Raw genomic sequence first — 14,721 nt, 5'->3', positions numbered from 1 at the left:
TTCCCATGAACCTTTTTCTTCGATTGGCAACCTCAATTTTGTTGGTTCTGGTACTGTGGGTAACAGCAATGTCCCCTGTGATTGCAGACTCGTCAGATGATCCAGGGTATCCCTATTTACATCCCCATCCCCAGCCACTGATCCAGAAGTCTAAACAAATTACAGCCGGGGACACCACCTATATCAAGACTGGCGACAGCCTATTTGAAGAAGTTGATCCCTTTGACAATCCACCGGGCTCTAATTTTCTTCCCACCATCTATACTGATGTCTTTGATAGCTCAGGCAATCAGATTCCTAACACCCTGCCCTCCACCCCCCGCAATTTCTATAATCTCCATGATGGAGAACCGAGCACGTCTAAAATCAACCCCACGTCTCCTACAAACGATCTCAATAGCCTTTTTATCTATGTAGCCAATCAACTGTGTCAAGCAGCAGGGGCCTCTAGCCATGTACGCGATATCTGTGACACCAATGCCGAACTAGCCAAAATTGAGACCGAAAACCAGGCTGCCTTTATGGACTATCTGGTGGAGCATAATCTGAATGATTCTCTTGAAAAGGTACTCCAGTTTGGCCTGGATATTTTAGAAGGTAGTCCCATTGCCGACCGTACTTACAGTGGGTTTCCTTTGCTGCACTATACGGGACCGAATAAGGTCAAAACCGTCGAGTTAATTAAAGATGCCGATGGCCATGTGGTGGGTGGCAATGTGAATGTTCACCAGCTTTGGTACAACGACCACATTGAGTCGGATACCGGGTTAATCGATCCAAGCCAGGTTTTGGAGATTCCCTGGACTATTACCTATACGGTGGATATTCTGAACCGGGGACATGATGATTTTTCTCCTTTTGTAATGTATACCGATGATCCAGCGGTAACCGACCCAGATTGGCAACAACATCTACCAGGCAAGAAACGAAAGGCTTTGGTGGGCATGGATCAGTCCTTTTTCCCCATGGAGGATGGTACCCGCACGGTCTTTACCATCAAAATGGCCCCCAGTAAGTACTATAACCTGGTGTATACCTGGGGTTGGCGCATGCATCCCCCTCGCATTCAGGTAATGGATAATGCCCTTAAGTCCTTTCGCGATCCAATAACGGGGGAGAAAAAGACCTTAGTGGAATGGGAAACCTCTGTTTTTGGAGAGAATCCGACGGAGAGTGAGGAAGCCAAATTAGCTGCGATCGCACAAATCGGTGACCTATCTCCGGCAAAACGCATGTGGACTACGTTCCGGGACATCTTAGCAGCCTATCCTAGCAACGATCCGGAACAGCTCATAGCCCAACTAGAGAAGGGAAAGAGGGCTTTTCAAGAATGGCAAACCCGCACTCAGTTACCCTGCTTCGAGTTTGATGCCAAAGGCACCTGTATAGATGGGGTCAACGTTGATCCAGAGTCAGATCTCACCCTGATGTATATCAACAACACCACCTATGGTCAGCTCACCCAGGGAGGATGGGTACGTTGGCCTGACTGGAAAACTCGGGGAGCTAAATTAAAAGTGACCCTGCTGAACGGAGACTACTTTGACCATGGGTACCAAAATGTAGACTTTGGCGGTGCCCGAGGCTGGGAAAACCAGTTCAAGTCCTCTACCCGAGTAGGGGGGTCAGGCTGCTGGTTTACCTTTGGCCGTGCCTACTGGTGGAAAAATCTCACCAGTCCCGTTAGGGTACCTGCCGCCAACCCAGTTATTGCCCCCAATACTCCCGGCATGCACAAGGTTAATATCACCTATAACTATGAACCGTCTACCCGCTTAAGATTCTATCAATTTGACCCATGGCACCATGACGTTGCCATCTATTCAGTACATTAATGAATCGGTATACATTAGACGTTACTATAACGTCCTGATTCAGGATATATACCGATTTTATCCAGTAGCCATTATCTGGGAAAAAGAACTTTTTTCAGGCTGAAATAACGGCTCCAAAGAGTTTCCTGCTATTGAAAAAATCTTGATTTTTTTAATGACCTTAATGCAGTAAAAATGCAGTAAATCTGCGTACATCAACCGTCCTCAGTAGTACCTGTAATTTAAGCAACAAGGCCACTTTCACATCTGGACATTGTCCGTTTTTTCCAGATTATTGTGCTCACTATCTGTATCTATAGTTGTGTTTATCAGGTCATCACTACACAGCGTGGTTCCCGTTTACGCTAGCTTTCACAATATTTTTATAAAAAGTATCTGATAGAGCAGTCAAGGCCATCACTAGGACGCACCTTAGCTATGGCCTGAAACAATAGAACCCTAATTAGGTCCTTTAGTTTATGTATGCTGGCTGCTAATCTCGCAGGAAATGGAGTATGAACCATAAAGCAATCATACTTTCAGCTGCTATGGGTGGGCTGCTGATTGAGTTCGGCCTGATTACCAAAGGCCGTTCAGTCTCCATTGAGGATCACTTACGTTATCAAGAGCACATCTCAGAGCAGATTCAGTATGATTTGGCGGTTAATCACACTGTTCTGGAAGCTCAGCAGACCCTTCAAACATCCTATGAACCGCTAAACGAGGAACTACTGCAAGTACAGGTACTTCACAATAAACTTAACGAAGTTCCTACATTTATCGGCAAACGAAACGCTAAGCAACTCGAAGCAGCTCTAAAAACTCATACTGAGGCTTTAGAACAAAAAGCACGACTGGCACAGCAGCTCCAAACCCAAGATTCACGCCTAAAAGAATCGCTCCTCAACTTACCGGGTTTAATCAATACGCTTCAACAGGATAATAACCTATCCTCACAGAATAAGGTCAACCAAGTTCTCACAGAACTCTTCGAACAGGTCTTACTTTATACCCTTTCCTCTGATGAAGCACTGACTGCTGAGATTCAACTCAACATTGAACAGGTTCAAGCACTGATTGACAGCGGCAAGATTAGTAACCGTGATATAGATACTACTCTGACCTACGCTAGAACCATTCTAGAAAGTAAACAGCAAACGGATCAAATCACTCAATCCCTACTAAATTTACCAACAACACAACAACTCCAAGAGTTTTCTAAAATCTATAAAGATGCTTATCAAATAGCACATCGACGAGCCAAACTATTTCAAATCGCTGCCACTATCTGGTTGGTAAGTATATTAGGAGCGGGCACGTATTTTACCTCACTGGCAAAACAGACTCACAAAATCGAACAAATTACAAACAGTCTGTTTGAAACGATTGACGATGCGTTTATCGATGTTAATAATGAGTGGATCATCACCCATGTAAATGCCCAGGCCTGTGAAGACTTAGGCAAACAGCGGGAAGAACTGGTAGGTAAGCTTTTTTGGACTGCATTTCCTCAGGAGCTAGGTCAAGCGAAACAACATTATTATCAACAAGCCCGCAATCAACAATCTATAATCACATTTGAAACTAAATATACTACCAAATCTCGCTGGTTAGAACTTCGTCTTAGGCCCAATGCGACTGGAATTTCTGTCTTCTGGCAAGATATCAGTACTCACAAAAAAGCCGAGTTTCAACTCGCCTTGAGTATTGAAGCCAATGATGAGGCTCTCAAGAAAGCAGATGACGCCCGTAAAAAAGCAGAGATTGAACGACGCAAAGCAGAGAAAGCTAACCGAACCAAGAGTGAGTTTCTAGCCAATATGAGTCACGAATTGCGGACTCCACTTAATGCCATTATTGGTTATAGCGAGATGCTTGAGGAAGACGCAGAAGATTGTGGACAAGAAGACTTCATCCCTGAACTACAGAAAATTCAAGGAGCTGGCAAACATTTATTAGGTCTGATCAATGATGTACTTGATCTGTCTAAAGTGGAAGCTGGCCACATGGAAATGTATTTAGAGACGTTTCCAATCATGTCCTTGGTACAAGATGTGGCCTCAACGATGCAGCCCGTCATCACCAAACACAACAATATTCTAAAAATCCAATGTGCTGCCAATATTGGTAACATGCATGCCGATCAGGTCAAGGTCCGGCAAAGTCTCTTTAACCTGCTAAGCAATGCGAGTAAGTTCACTCAAAATGGGACTATAACCATTGGTGTCAAAGCTGAAGACAAGAACAACGATAAGTGGATAAACTTTCAAATCCAGGATACAGGCATTGGCATGATGCCTGAACAACTACAGAAGATTTTCAATGCCTTTGCCCAGGCAGATTCCTCAACCACCCGAAAATATGGTGGAACTGGGCTAGGCCTGACTATTACAAAGAGATTTGTCCAGATGATGGGCGGGGTCGTAAATGTGGAAAGTGAGGTGGGTACAGGGACTACATTTACTGTGCAAATCCCACAAATTGTTAAAAATAAAAATGATTTACTTTTTGAGCCGACAGAACCATCCACAGTAGTAGACAATGCAACGACTAACTCCCATGAGAACAGTGGGCTGCAACAGATTGAATCGATCTCCGATGAATCTATCACTTCTTTAATAACAGCACCCTCTTCAGAATGCGTATTAGTCATTGATGATGATGAAGAAAACTGCGAATTTATCTGGAAGGCCCTTGCCAGCCATGGTTATTTTGTTGTTTTGACCCACAACAGTCATAAGGGTTTAAAAATGGTTGATCAGCTTCTACCTGACATCATTCTCCTGGATTCGATCATGTTAAGTAAAGAGGATTATGATATCTACGAGGCCCTTGAAACCAATTCAACCCTTGCCAAGATCCCAGTCATTGTCCAAACGAAGCTACCTGACAAAAGACTCAGCTATTCTTTAGGGAAAGCGGACCATTCCGCTACGCAGGACAATCTTCAAAAACTCGTCGAAATACTCAATCAATACAACCCAGAACAGTTAGAAAATTCCGACTCCCGCGATCGCAACACCAATCCACCAGAAACCGGCATCCCCTCAGAAGAAATCGTCATAGAGACTTCGGTGTGACCTTGTAACCATTGCTCAGTTGGGCCAGGATAGTGGGTGTAATACCCGTGAGATCTTGGACGGCTGAAAATTTAGCAGCGGCGGGACCCACCACCCACAAAGGGACCGGATTTAAGGTATGACGTTTGGTTGACAGGTTTTCAACATTCCCATGATCACTCACCACAATGAGTGTAGTATCTGGCCCAAGGGACTCAATCACCGCCGTTAAAAACCGATCGATCCGCTGCAACACAGCTACGGCACGTTCATACACTTGAGCATGGCCTGCATAGTCACTGAGATAGCATTCAAATAGAGTAACGCTGTGGCTACTGCCCAAGGAAGCTAGACTTTTGCCCGCGAGTTCGGGAGTAATGGGTGGGGTGGCAATGCCACGGGATCTGGCAATCTCACCGGTAATGTCCCAAAAGACAGCCTCTCCCTGTTCATATTCATATTGCATGCGAAAGGGAAGACCTGCGGTCATATTTAGCAGAGTACAGACTGAATAGCGCCATCGTCGCTGGGCAATGGCTTCAAAATAGGCCGGAGAATACAGATTGGCCAGGGTGGCGGTACCGCCCAGGGTGAGTACCTGCTTAAAGAGTCCGTAGGGTTCGATCAACTGTCGTAATGAGCCATTGGCAAATCCGGTCTGGTGCTGACCTCGAAATTTGGCAGCATTATGCCCTGTGTAAATGGTGGTTTGTCCGGTAGCACTTTGGGGCAAACCGGGAACACCGAGGGTGGCATCAATGGGCTTGAGGAGAAAATTTGGGCGGTGGACATGGGCTCCAGCTAACCAGGGTACCTCGCACAAAGCCTGCACCAGGGGCATGGTCGCTGGATTGCTCAGGGGATTGTGGGGACCGGCGGTGCCCAACCCCAGACCGTCTAAAAACAACAGAATAAAGCGGCTTTTATCCATTGGCCCGGTGGGCTGTACCCACCCTCCTATGCGGTTGCTAATGCTGGTTGTTTTATAGTGATTTGATGGGTATTGGCCCAGGTGTGGAGATCGGAGAAGCTGCGATCGCGATACTTACCATACCGCTCTCGCTTATTCCGAATCCGCTCCGGCAACGCGGGAAAAATCCCAAAATTCGGTGGCATCGGCTGAAAATGCTTTGGTTCTGCTGAGCTAATAAAGCCAAACAATGCTCCCATCATGGTGGTTACCGGTAGCGACACTAACGGCAATCCCAACACCGACCGGGCTGCATTTGTCCCCGACAGCCAGCCACCGGCGCAAGCTGCCGTATATCCTTCCGTGCCCACCAACTGACCAGCGGCAAACAGATTGGCCCGCTGATGAAACTGCAGTGCACTGCTCAACAACTCCGGCGAATTAATAAACGTATTGCGGTGCATCACCCCCATGCGCACAAACTCCGCATTCTCCAGACCAGGAATCATGCGAAATACTCGCTTCTGCTCACCCCAGCGCAGGTTAGTCTGAAAACCCACCATGTTCCACAGCTGACCGCCCTTATCCTCCTGACGCAGCTGCACCACCGCATAGGGACGCTTACCCTTATTTTCCGGCGCATCAAAGGCCCCATAGCGATCCGTATCAAATAGGCCCACCGGCTTTAGGGGACCATAGCGCATAGTGTCCTCCCCACGGCGGCCCATTTCCTCAATGGGCAAACAGCCTTCAAAGAACTTCGCAGTCTCTTGCTCAAAATCCTTTAGCTCCGCCTGTTCTGCCGCACACAGGGCCTGCCAAAAAGCCAGATACTGTTCTTTGTCCATAGGACAGTTGAGGTAGGCCGCTTCCCCCCGGTCATAGCGAGAGGCCATAAAGGCCACATCGCGATTAATGGACTCCCCCACCACAATGGGGCTGGCCGCATCAAAAAAGCTCATATAGTCCTGGCCTGTAAACTGGCGCAGATCAGCCGCGAGCGCATCACTGGTCAACGGACCTGTGGTCAGTACTACAGTGCTGTCTGTTGGAATTGACGTCACCTCATCGCGACGCAGTTCGATCAGCGGATGCTGCTCCAACGTTGCTGTCAGGTCACGGCTAAATACAGCCCGATCCACCGCCAGGGCACCCCCCGCAGGGACTGCATGTTCATCGGCTTTAGCAATCACCACCGAACCCAGCTGGCGCAGTTCTTCATGAAGTAATCCCGACGCTCGATCCGCCGACTTGGCCCCAAAAGAGTTACTACACACCAACTCCGCCACATGCTCCGAATGATGAGCCGGACTCAGCTTTACCGGTCGCATTTCGTGGAGCACTACAGGAACGCCTGCCTGGGCAATTTGCCAGGTGGCCTCAGTCCCGGCCAGGCCGCCGCCGATAACGTGGATGGGTGGATGGGTGGATGGGTCGGTCATAGCCAGAATATTGCAGGGTTAACCATTGTAGGCTGGGTTGAGCAGGCGAAACCCAACAGATCCAAATTTTCCTAAAGATTTCTATTGCAAGGTCTCTAATAGAACCTGTAATGATTCAAACGCATTGTCAGTCAGAATTTTATTACCAAAACGTCTCCACAGTAGCGCTTCAACCAGAGTCGCTTTTTTATGCTGATTCAGATGATTACCCCAGAGAGCTAAATCTGAATTACCTTGAGCCTTCCAACGTTCGAACACTTCAGCAAGGTCAGAATTTTTCTCTATATCCTGTAACTTTTTTGTTTTATCATTTGCTGTTTTGAAAGCTGGGGTTAGATACATAGCTAATTTAATCAACACATCGCCCTGCTGAGCTTCAACTTGAATCTCCTCCCAATTAGAGACAAGCTTTGCAAGTTCGGGGTGATCGTTATATAGCGGTTCCGGCTTGTTTTGAACACACCTTGATAGTGCCAACCACTGAAACCTCAAAACCGAGTGTATTCAGTGCGAATGAGAACCGCTATAAATGCGATGGATAACATTCTGTGAGGCTGCAATTTCAGCCTCAGTCTTTCGCTGCCCTTGTCCTGTTCCCTGAACCACACGATTGCAAAAAAATCTCACTGTCACCGTGGATTCCCAGCCACTAGCAAGATTTTCCGTTTGAAAAGTGGCCTGTGTCGTTTCATAGCCAAGCGCTTGGAGAAATTCGTGAAGCTGATTTTTGGCATTTTTAGTCATGGGTGTCTCTAAAATGCATTGGTGAATCATCCATGACACATTGGAACAAAATTGGTTGAGTTGCTTCAGTTTAACCGCAACCTACGGGTGACTGACCCACTCCGGATATCCTGCCTCGATCAATGCCTGATCGCGAATTCGGCAGGAATCACACTTACCGCAAGGCGTATCCCCACCCGCATAGCAAGACCAGGTTTGGGGAATCGGCACATTCAACGCCACCGCCCGCTTGACAATATCCACCTTCGAATCCATCACCAGCGGTGCTTTTAGCATAATCGGTTTGCCCTCCACCCCCACCTTCGACGATAGACTAGCCAACTTCTGAAACGCCTCTAAATACTCTGGCCGACAGTCTGGATAGCCTGAATAATCCACCGCATTGATGCCCAGATAAATCGCTTCGGCATCCTGAGCTTCCGCCAGCGATAGGGCCAGGGAAATAAACACCGTATTGCGCCCCGGCACATAGGTGGAGGGAATCTCCCCCGACTCCACACCATCCTGGGGTAGAGTTTGCTGCACATCGGTCAGCGATGACCCACCCCACTGGGACAAATTCACATCAATAATGAAGTGCTGAGTAATGCCCAAATGGCCAGCAATCACTTTGGCTGCAATGAGTTCCCGCTCATGGCGTTGACCGTAGCGAAACGACAGGGCAATTAAGTCATAACCATCGGCCATAGCCTGGGCCGCAGCCGTAGCCGAATCTAAACCACCGGACAGTAAAACAACGGCTCTTTTCATTTCCCCCCTATCTAACCCCTAAGAACTTGTGAGTTTGCAAGCTAATCCGCCAGCCTGAATGCTGTTTTACATAGTCAAAAACCAGCTGCTGGCTATGCTCGCTGGTCCATTCTGGCTGGAGCAGCTTCACCGTAGTGGCAGGTACCTGGGCCGCTTGTTCCTCAGCCCAAGCCAGATCCTCAGCATTAGCGATCACGACCTTAAGCTCATGGGCATGGGCATAGATCTCTGGCTGAGGGGGCTTAAACCGTTTGGGCGATAGGGATATCCAGTCAAACTGACCGCTCAAAGGATGGGCACCTGATGTTTCTAGATGCAGCCGTAAACCAGCTTGTTTTAGGGATTGGGTGAGGGGGGCCAGGTCATGCATCAACGGCTCACCACCGGTAATCACCACCATAAAAGGCTGGGCTGCTTGAGCCTGCTGCACTAAATCAGCAACGGCGACCTGCCCATGGGGCTTTGTACTCCAGGATATTTTCGTGTCGCACCAGGGACAGCCCACGTCGCACCCGGCCAGGCGGATAAAAAATGCGCTGACGCCGGTCCAGAGGCCTTCCCCCTGAACGGAATGAAAGGTTTCGACAATGGGATATGTCTTTCTGGTAACGGGTGGGTAGCTATTGCCCTGGTGATGGCGGGCGGTGCCTCCCCTACGGGATTCGACTAAATTCATGCGTCCTCCTCGTATTCGACCCAGGAATCTGGCGTTTCAGACACACAGACTTTTAGGGTGACGCCGTCGGGCAAGTCTTGACAGGTTTTGTCGTAGATAAACTTGGCAATCATTTCTGCCGTAGTTTCATAGCCCTCGGGCATGACGTCATTGAGCAAACAGTGGTCTAGACCGCCTTTTTCCACATCCCGCTTAGCCCAGCGCAAAGTGCGAAAGTCCGCCACCATCACCTCATGGGGACAATATTCAGAACTGTGAAGTTTAGGAGCCGCTGCCTCCATCCGTACCCGATAGGTATGACCATGGACTCGGCCACAGGGACCGGCATAGTCCTTAATAAAGTGGGCGGCGTCAAAGGTAAATTCTGTTTTGAGAGTCCACTTAGCCATGGGTACATAAAAACGATTTAGCGGTTTTCCATCATAGGCTACTGGCTTAGGGAGCAAAACTGAATTTCTAGCTCAGAAACCTGCGGTGGTCTTATAAGATCTGTCAGAAGACGTCGTCCCCAGGTACCCATGGGATTTCCCAGGGCACCTACAAGGGGAGGCCCCTACGGGGGCTATGCGTTTCCCATTGCCCATTCCTCCCCACCATCCATGACTAAAAAGCGTATTCTTTCAGGCATTCAAACCACTGGCAATTTGCATTTGGGCAACTATCTCGGCGCGATTCGTAACTGGGTAGGGATGCAGGATGAGTATGATTGCTTCTTGTTTTTGGCAGATTTACATGCCATTACGGTGCCCCACGATCCCAAGCTACTGGCGGAGAATACTTATAAGGTAGCAGCGGCTTATTTGGCCTGTGGCATTGACCCGGAACGCTCAACGGTCTTTGTTCAATCCCACATTAGCGCCCACAGCGAACTGGCCTGGTTGTTTAACTGCATCACGCCGTTGAACTGGTTAGAGCGGATGATTCAGTTTAAAGAGAAAGCGGTGAAACAGGGGGAAAATGTCAGCGTGGGGCTGCTAGATTATCCGGTACTGCAGTCGGCGGACATTTTGCTCTATGAGCCTGACCTGGTGCCGGTGGGCGAAGACCAAAAGCAGCATATTGAGCTGACGCGTGATATTGCGGTCCGTCTGAATCATCAGTTTGGTAAGAAAAAGGAGCCGGTGCTGAAGGTGCCAGATGCGTTGATTCGTCCCGACGGGGCCAGGGTGATGAGCCTCACCGATGGCACCAAGAAAATGTCGAAGTCAGATCCGTCTGAACTGAGCCGCATTGAGATTGGGGATACCCCTGACCTGATCAAAAAGAAGATCAAAAAGTGTAAGACTGACCCTATGCGGGGTTTGGAGTTTGGCAATCCTGAACGGCCTGAGTGCAATAACCTGCTAACGCTTTATATGCTGCTGTCTGGCCAGGAAAAAGAGGCGGTGGCAGCCGAATGTGCGGAGATGGGGTGGGGACAGTTTAAGCCTTTGCTGACGGACACTGCGATCGCAGCCCTACAGCCAATCCAAGAAAAGTACCAGGCCCTGATGGATGATCGCAGCTATCTAGAGTCTGTATTGAAGCAAGGTAATGAGAAAGCTAGCGTCATTGCCAACAAAACCTTGATTAAGGTAAAAAATGCCCTAGGATATGCAAAATCCTTGTAAAGCAAGCGACTATAGGATGCGCAGGGCTCACAGTCTCTTACCATTAAGAAAGGATTACGAATATTTGATCTACCATCTCAAAGTAGAGAGTATTCCCTTTCTTATGAGTCTGCCTTAAACAAACTATTTTTCTATGACGCTTTCTAACGGTTCCTACACGGCATCTTCACTGCTGCGATCTGCGATCGCAACTAATCAATTTGTCATCACAGCGGAGGTAATGCCCCCTAAAGGCGGTAACCCCAGCCACATGATCGACATGGCGAAGACGCTGCAAGGACGGGTCCATGGTGTCAATATCACCGACGGTAGTCGGGCAGTACTGCGCATGTCATCCCTGGCCTCAGCAGTGCTGCTCAAGCAGGCGGGCATTGAACCGATCTGCCAGATGACCTGTCGCGATCGCAACCGCATTGCCCTCCAGGCAGATCTGATGGGAGCCAATGCCCTGGGCATTCATAATGTGTTGGCCTTGACCGGTGACCCCGTTAAAGCAGGCGATCATCCCAAAGCCCGCAGCGTCTTTGACCTAGAATCTGTGCGACTGCTACGTACCATTGGCGTCCTCAACCAGGGTATCGACCTCAACGACAAACCCCTCCCCGACGGTCCTCTTGATATTTTTGCCGGAGCCGCCATCGACCCCCAGTGCAAAAGCTGGTCAGGTTTGACCAAGCGGTTTGAACGCAAGGTAGAGGCTGGAGCCCAATTTTTCCAAAGCCAGCTCATTTCCGACTTTGACTGCCTAGAAAAATTCATGACCGAGGTTGCGACCCCGGCTCAAAAGCCGATTCTGGCAGGTATCTTTTTACTCAAATCCGCCAAAAATGCGGCCTTCCTAAACCGCAATGTACCTGGTGTCCACATTCCAGACGACATTATCAACCGTCTAGCCAAGGCTGAGAGTCCCTTGCAAGAAGGTATTGCCATTGCCGCCGAGCAAATCAAACTGGCCCAAACCCTCTGTCAAGGCGTTCACATCATGGCCATTCGCCGAGAAGATTTGATTCCAGAAATCTTAGACCGAGCAGGCATCGCTCCTGTTTATGGCAAACAGGTTGCTAACAATGGTGCTAACAAAATGGTTCCTAGCCATCAGGATTTGGCCATGGTCTAAAGGGACGAAACAGGGAATCCAGGGAGGGTAGTCAATCCGGATTCGACATAATCAGCAACTGACTTGGGTTGAGTTCCAACCCAAGGGTCATGCTATGGCTCAAATCATCAATAAACTCAGTCAATACCTCCAGCGTAGCTGAATCTTGGAAATGCTCAGGCTTGGTCTCAGGATGGGGATAATAAATCAGCCCATTTACCCGTTGGCCAGTCCTGAGCACCACCCGACAATCAAAGAATGAAAAATCTTCAGGTGGGGCATCAACTGCCCACTTTACCTGTCTAAAGGTATGTTTGGCCTGCTTGACGATATAACGATGGGGATGAGTGGAGACATTAATCGTCCCAGGGAAATAGGCATCCAGACACAGTCCTCGCTCAGCAAAGACAGGCTTTTGCATCTGAATAGTCCCCCCAGGAAAACGGGGATTTCTATTTTGACCAGAGGCCACACCATGGCCACGCACAACCGTCCCTACAACTGTTTTAAACTGCATTTGGGGTACCACCTCAAAGCGAAACGTTTTCCCAAGGATAGTATTCAGAAGTCAGGAATCAGTAACTTACTGGCTCCTGGCTCCTGACTCCCCACCCAGTTAGGATTTACCGGCTTAAATTAATACCCACTATCTCCTAATGTGAACTGGACTTTGGTAACGGGCAGAGCATGGCAATGCTAGCTCTAAACCACGTCCAAGTTGCAACCTGTCGTTTCTCCCACGGTAAAACGACCGTCCTGGACGTGGACAAGGTTTATTTCTACCTTGTTGTTAGTTGATTACAGTCATCAGCTTCTCTCCTAACCCTTATATCAGGGACCAAACATTGACGCCTGGCAATATTACACAAATTGGGCATCACACCGATCTGGGCACCTGGTGCCTCGGTATTCACGCCAGGGGTTGGATCGGAAAGGTACTGACGCATGGTATTTGGCAATAACCGCGCTGGCGATGACGTTGTTATGGAGGTGGCATAGAGACTTTGCACAACAAGTGCAGCTCCCGCAATAATTGCACTGGCAGCACTTGTGTCGGCAAAATCAAGTCTATATAGCAATAAGGGTGATGACAATGGTGCATTACTGGTTGTAGTAACCCGCTGACCTAGGGCAAAGCAATCGATTCTACTGCCATAGTTAGTAGATGGAAGGCGGTTATAGGGCATAGCAAATGTAGCAGCCGCCACCATGATGGCCTTTGAATCAACAAAACCACCAGCAACATCGCCTCGTCTCAAACTCCGTAGGGTAGCGCTACCGCTAAACATTTTGTCCTGTGGAGTCGGCCAATCATCGAGGTTGCGGCTACCATTTCCAGCCGGTTCAATGACAATTACGCCACATTCGCTGGCCAGCAATATGGCACATAAAACAGACTCATCCACCTCAACAGGAAGTGTGCCATTGGCTAGTTGAACCTCGATTAATAGAACATCCCCAGGAGCTGATCGATTGAGGACGGCGATAATGGCATCAGCTATCGTAATGGATGAATCTGTTGAATTGTAGGTTGAGGCTACCTCAACTGGCTCACTGTTGGGAGCAATGCCAACCACTCCTAGGCCATCATCTGCAGCAACAATAACCCCAAGCGCAGATGTGCCATGTTTTTGGGCGTCCGCATTTGGATTATTGACACCACTGATGGGAGAACTTGTCACTTTAGCACTTAGCTCTGGATGCGTGTGTTGCCATCCCTGGTCAACAACAGACAATTTAACCCCGTCGCCTTTACCTCCAGGCTGGAGATGTGCCCAGTTACGTGCTCCGATGCCACGCGCTGCATTCTCAAGATAGAACTGCGTCGCGCGTAAATCTGGCGGCACCAACGCAGCTGGTGCTGCCAGATTTAATGGTTCAGACACCTGGGGTACAGGAGATGTCTGGGGATCTCCGACAAATATGTTGGCAGAAAATTCAAGATAGGCTGAAGCCACCTCGTCTAGAGCTGTAAATAATTTTAAGATTGTTTGTTGCTCATCCCTTGATTGCTTTCGCAAATCGAGCCGCCAATATTTTGTGAGACTCGGGCAGGAGATTGGTAAATTTTGAGCCTTGCTTTCAAGCTCTCGAATACATTTAGGGGAGACGCTCGTGATTTGACGACGGTTGGGTACGTCTGGAAACTCTGCTAAAACTTTCTCTAACCCACTCAGATCTAATGCTCTGGCTACCCCTCGTAGATCGTCTCCATCACAATCATCAATCCTGCCATCTAAACCAATGATGAGAAAGCCGCTGAATCTCTCCTTAATATCGTCTGAATTTTCAGGTACATTAACCTCTATATCAGGATTACAGTTCGTTGGATGATGCGTCTTTGCGTCTTCCATCATCTTAATAGCCTCCCACAAGTGAGCAAATCAATATCTCAAAAATCTAACTCAGGCAAATACAGCATTTCTCACACACGTTAAACACAATCCACTTACTACTCACTAACATCGCCAGAATGTATTCATCTCAATCGGAAAACGCTGTATAGAGCCATAACATATTAGATGCTTTGACAACTAAGCCGTTGCCTCCTGATGCCCTAGAAATACTTGAAATAGTTGTATATTTTCTTACCACGACAACTCTCTCAACTGTAGCCTTT

13 protein-coding genes are annotated in these 14,721 nt (G+C 48.4%); 4 read left to right on the top strand and 9 right to left on the bottom strand.

Going from position 1 to position 14,721, the window contains the following annotated elements; genetic code table 11:
* Window positions 1–5 precede the first annotated feature (5 nt).
* The gene (locus IXB50_RS15970) at window positions 6–1,835 is read left to right on the top strand and encodes a hypothetical protein (protein WP_215609986.1); all 1,830 of its coding nucleotides are present in this window, start codon (window positions 6–8) and stop codon (window positions 1,833–1,835) included.
* A gap of 494 nt (window positions 1,836–2,329) precedes the next feature.
* Window positions 2,330–4,894 carry a DAHL domain-containing protein gene (locus IXB50_RS15965; RefSeq protein ID WP_215609985.1) on the top strand — a complete coding sequence of 855 codons (2,565 nt, stop codon included), beginning with the start codon at window positions 2,330–2,332 and terminating at the stop codon, window positions 4,892–4,894.
* Here the strand turns inward: IXB50_RS15965 and IXB50_RS15960 are convergent.
* The 7 genes from IXB50_RS15960 to IXB50_RS15930 all read right to left on the bottom strand — a co-directional run bounded on the left by IXB50_RS15960 (window position 4,875) and on the right by IXB50_RS15930 (window position 9,784).
* Window positions 4,875–5,804 carry an alkaline phosphatase family protein gene (locus IXB50_RS15960; protein ID WP_215609984.1) on the bottom strand — a complete coding sequence of 310 codons (930 nt, stop codon included), beginning with the start codon at window positions 5,802–5,804 and terminating at the stop codon, window positions 4,875–4,877. The two genes, IXB50_RS15965 and IXB50_RS15960, sit on opposite strands and share 20 nt — an antisense overlap.
* A 26-nt stretch (window positions 5,805–5,830) precedes the next feature.
* Complete coding sequence (gene trmFO / locus IXB50_RS15955) at window positions 5,831–7,225, bottom strand: FADH(2)-oxidizing methylenetetrahydrofolate--tRNA-(uracil(54)-C(5))-methyltransferase TrmFO (protein ID WP_215609983.1); 1,395 nt, start codon at window positions 7,223–7,225, stop codon at window positions 5,831–5,833.
* 81 nt (window positions 7,226–7,306) lie between these two features.
* Window positions 7,307–7,702 (bottom strand): hypothetical protein, encoded by a 396-nt coding sequence (locus IXB50_RS15950; RefSeq protein ID WP_215609982.1) that lies wholly within the window; start codon window positions 7,700–7,702, stop codon window positions 7,307–7,309.
* Window positions 7,703–7,729: 27 nt separating this feature from the next.
* Window positions 7,730–7,969 carry a putative dsRNA-binding protein gene (locus IXB50_RS15945; protein ID WP_215609981.1) on the bottom strand — a complete coding sequence of 80 codons (240 nt, stop codon included), beginning with the start codon at window positions 7,967–7,969 and terminating at the stop codon, window positions 7,730–7,732.
* Window positions 7,970–8,050: 81 nt separating this feature from the next.
* Window positions 8,051–8,719, bottom strand: a complete 669-nt coding sequence (gene queC, locus IXB50_RS15940; protein ID WP_215609980.1) for a 7-cyano-7-deazaguanine synthase QueC — start codon at window positions 8,717–8,719, stop codon at window positions 8,051–8,053.
* A 7-nt stretch (window positions 8,720–8,726) separates the two neighbouring features.
* Window positions 8,727–9,395 carry a 7-carboxy-7-deazaguanine synthase QueE gene (locus tag IXB50_RS15935; RefSeq protein ID WP_215609979.1) on the bottom strand — a complete coding sequence of 223 codons (669 nt, stop codon included), beginning with the start codon at window positions 9,393–9,395 and terminating at the stop codon, window positions 8,727–8,729.
* The gene (locus IXB50_RS15930; protein ID WP_215609978.1) at window positions 9,392–9,784 is read right to left on the bottom strand and encodes a 6-pyruvoyl trahydropterin synthase family protein; all 393 of its coding nucleotides are present in this window, start codon (window positions 9,782–9,784) and stop codon (window positions 9,392–9,394) included. The genes IXB50_RS15935 and IXB50_RS15930 overlap by 4 nt, the downstream gene beginning before the upstream one ends.
* Before the next feature lie 210 nt (window positions 9,785–9,994).
* On the opposite strand from IXB50_RS15930, the gene trpS reads away from it, so the two are divergent.
* Both trpS and IXB50_RS15920 read left to right on the top strand, forming a co-directional pair.
* A complete protein-coding gene (gene trpS, locus IXB50_RS15925; protein WP_215610000.1) occupies window positions 9,995–11,005 on the top strand; it encodes a tryptophan--tRNA ligase in 1,011 nt (336 codons plus the stop codon).
* A 133-nt stretch (window positions 11,006–11,138) separates the two neighbouring features.
* Window positions 11,139–12,122, top strand: a complete 984-nt coding sequence (locus IXB50_RS15920) for a methylenetetrahydrofolate reductase (RefSeq protein WP_215609977.1) — start codon at window positions 11,139–11,141, stop codon at window positions 12,120–12,122.
* 31 nt (window positions 12,123–12,153) lie between these two features.
* Here IXB50_RS15920 and IXB50_RS15915 read toward each other — a convergent pair whose 3' ends face one another.
* Both IXB50_RS15915 and IXB50_RS15910 read right to left on the bottom strand, forming a co-directional pair.
* Window positions 12,154–12,618 carry a hypothetical protein gene (locus tag IXB50_RS15915; protein WP_215609976.1) on the bottom strand — a complete coding sequence of 155 codons (465 nt, stop codon included), beginning with the start codon at window positions 12,616–12,618 and terminating at the stop codon, window positions 12,154–12,156.
* Window positions 12,619–12,880: 262 nt separating this feature from the next.
* Window positions 12,881–14,458, bottom strand: coding sequence for a S8 family serine peptidase (locus IXB50_RS15910; protein WP_215609975.1), 1,578 nt, complete (start codon window positions 14,456–14,458; stop codon window positions 12,881–12,883).
* Window positions 14,459–14,721 lie beyond the last annotated feature (263 nt).

This window comes from Leptothoe spongobia TAU-MAC 1115 (genome assembly GCF_018739885.1).
In the GTDB taxonomy this organism is placed as follows: Bacteria; Cyanobacteriota; Cyanobacteriia; order Phormidesmidales; family Phormidesmidaceae; genus Leptothoe; species Leptothoe spongobia.
The sequence above is the reverse complement of the archived record's forward strand: the minus strand, read 5'-3'. Positions and strand labels throughout refer to the sequence as shown.

What these genes read in the sequence shown, in the direction of transcription:
- IXB50_RS15910 (WP_215609975.1), bottom strand. Translation starts at nt 14,458, where the DNA reads ATGATGGAAGACGCAAAGACGCATCATCCAACGAACTGTAATCCTGAT.
- IXB50_RS15945 (WP_215609981.1), bottom strand. Translation starts at nt 7,969, where the DNA reads ATGACTAAAAATGCCAAAAATCAGCTTCACGAATTTCTCCAAGCGCTT.
- IXB50_RS15930 (WP_215609978.1), bottom strand. Translation starts at nt 9,784, where the DNA reads ATGGCTAAGTGGACTCTCAAAACAGAATTTACCTTTGACGCCGCCCAC.
- trmFO (WP_215609983.1), bottom strand. Translation starts at nt 7,225, where the DNA reads ATGACCGACCCATCCACCCATCCACCCATCCACGTTATCGGCGGCGGC.
- IXB50_RS15935 (WP_215609979.1), bottom strand. Translation starts at nt 9,395, where the DNA reads ATGAATTTAGTCGAATCCCGTAGGGGAGGCACCGCCCGCCATCACCAG.
- trpS (WP_215610000.1), top strand. Translation starts at nt 9,995, where the DNA reads ATGACTAAAAAGCGTATTCTTTCAGGCATTCAAACCACTGGCAATTTG.
- IXB50_RS15965 (WP_215609985.1), top strand. Translation starts at nt 2,330, where the DNA reads ATGAACCATAAAGCAATCATACTTTCAGCTGCTATGGGTGGGCTGCTG.
- IXB50_RS15970 (WP_215609986.1), top strand. Translation starts at nt 6, where the DNA reads ATGAACCTTTTTCTTCGATTGGCAACCTCAATTTTGTTGGTTCTGGTA.
- IXB50_RS15915 (WP_215609976.1), bottom strand. Translation starts at nt 12,618, where the DNA reads ATGCAGTTTAAAACAGTTGTAGGGACGGTTGTGCGTGGCCATGGTGTG.
- IXB50_RS15960 (WP_215609984.1), bottom strand. Translation starts at nt 5,804, where the DNA reads ATGGATAAAAGCCGCTTTATTCTGTTGTTTTTAGACGGTCTGGGGTTG.
- queC (WP_215609980.1), bottom strand. Translation starts at nt 8,719, where the DNA reads ATGAAAAGAGCCGTTGTTTTACTGTCCGGTGGTTTAGATTCGGCTACG.
- IXB50_RS15920 (WP_215609977.1), top strand. Translation starts at nt 11,139, where the DNA reads ATGACGCTTTCTAACGGTTCCTACACGGCATCTTCACTGCTGCGATCT.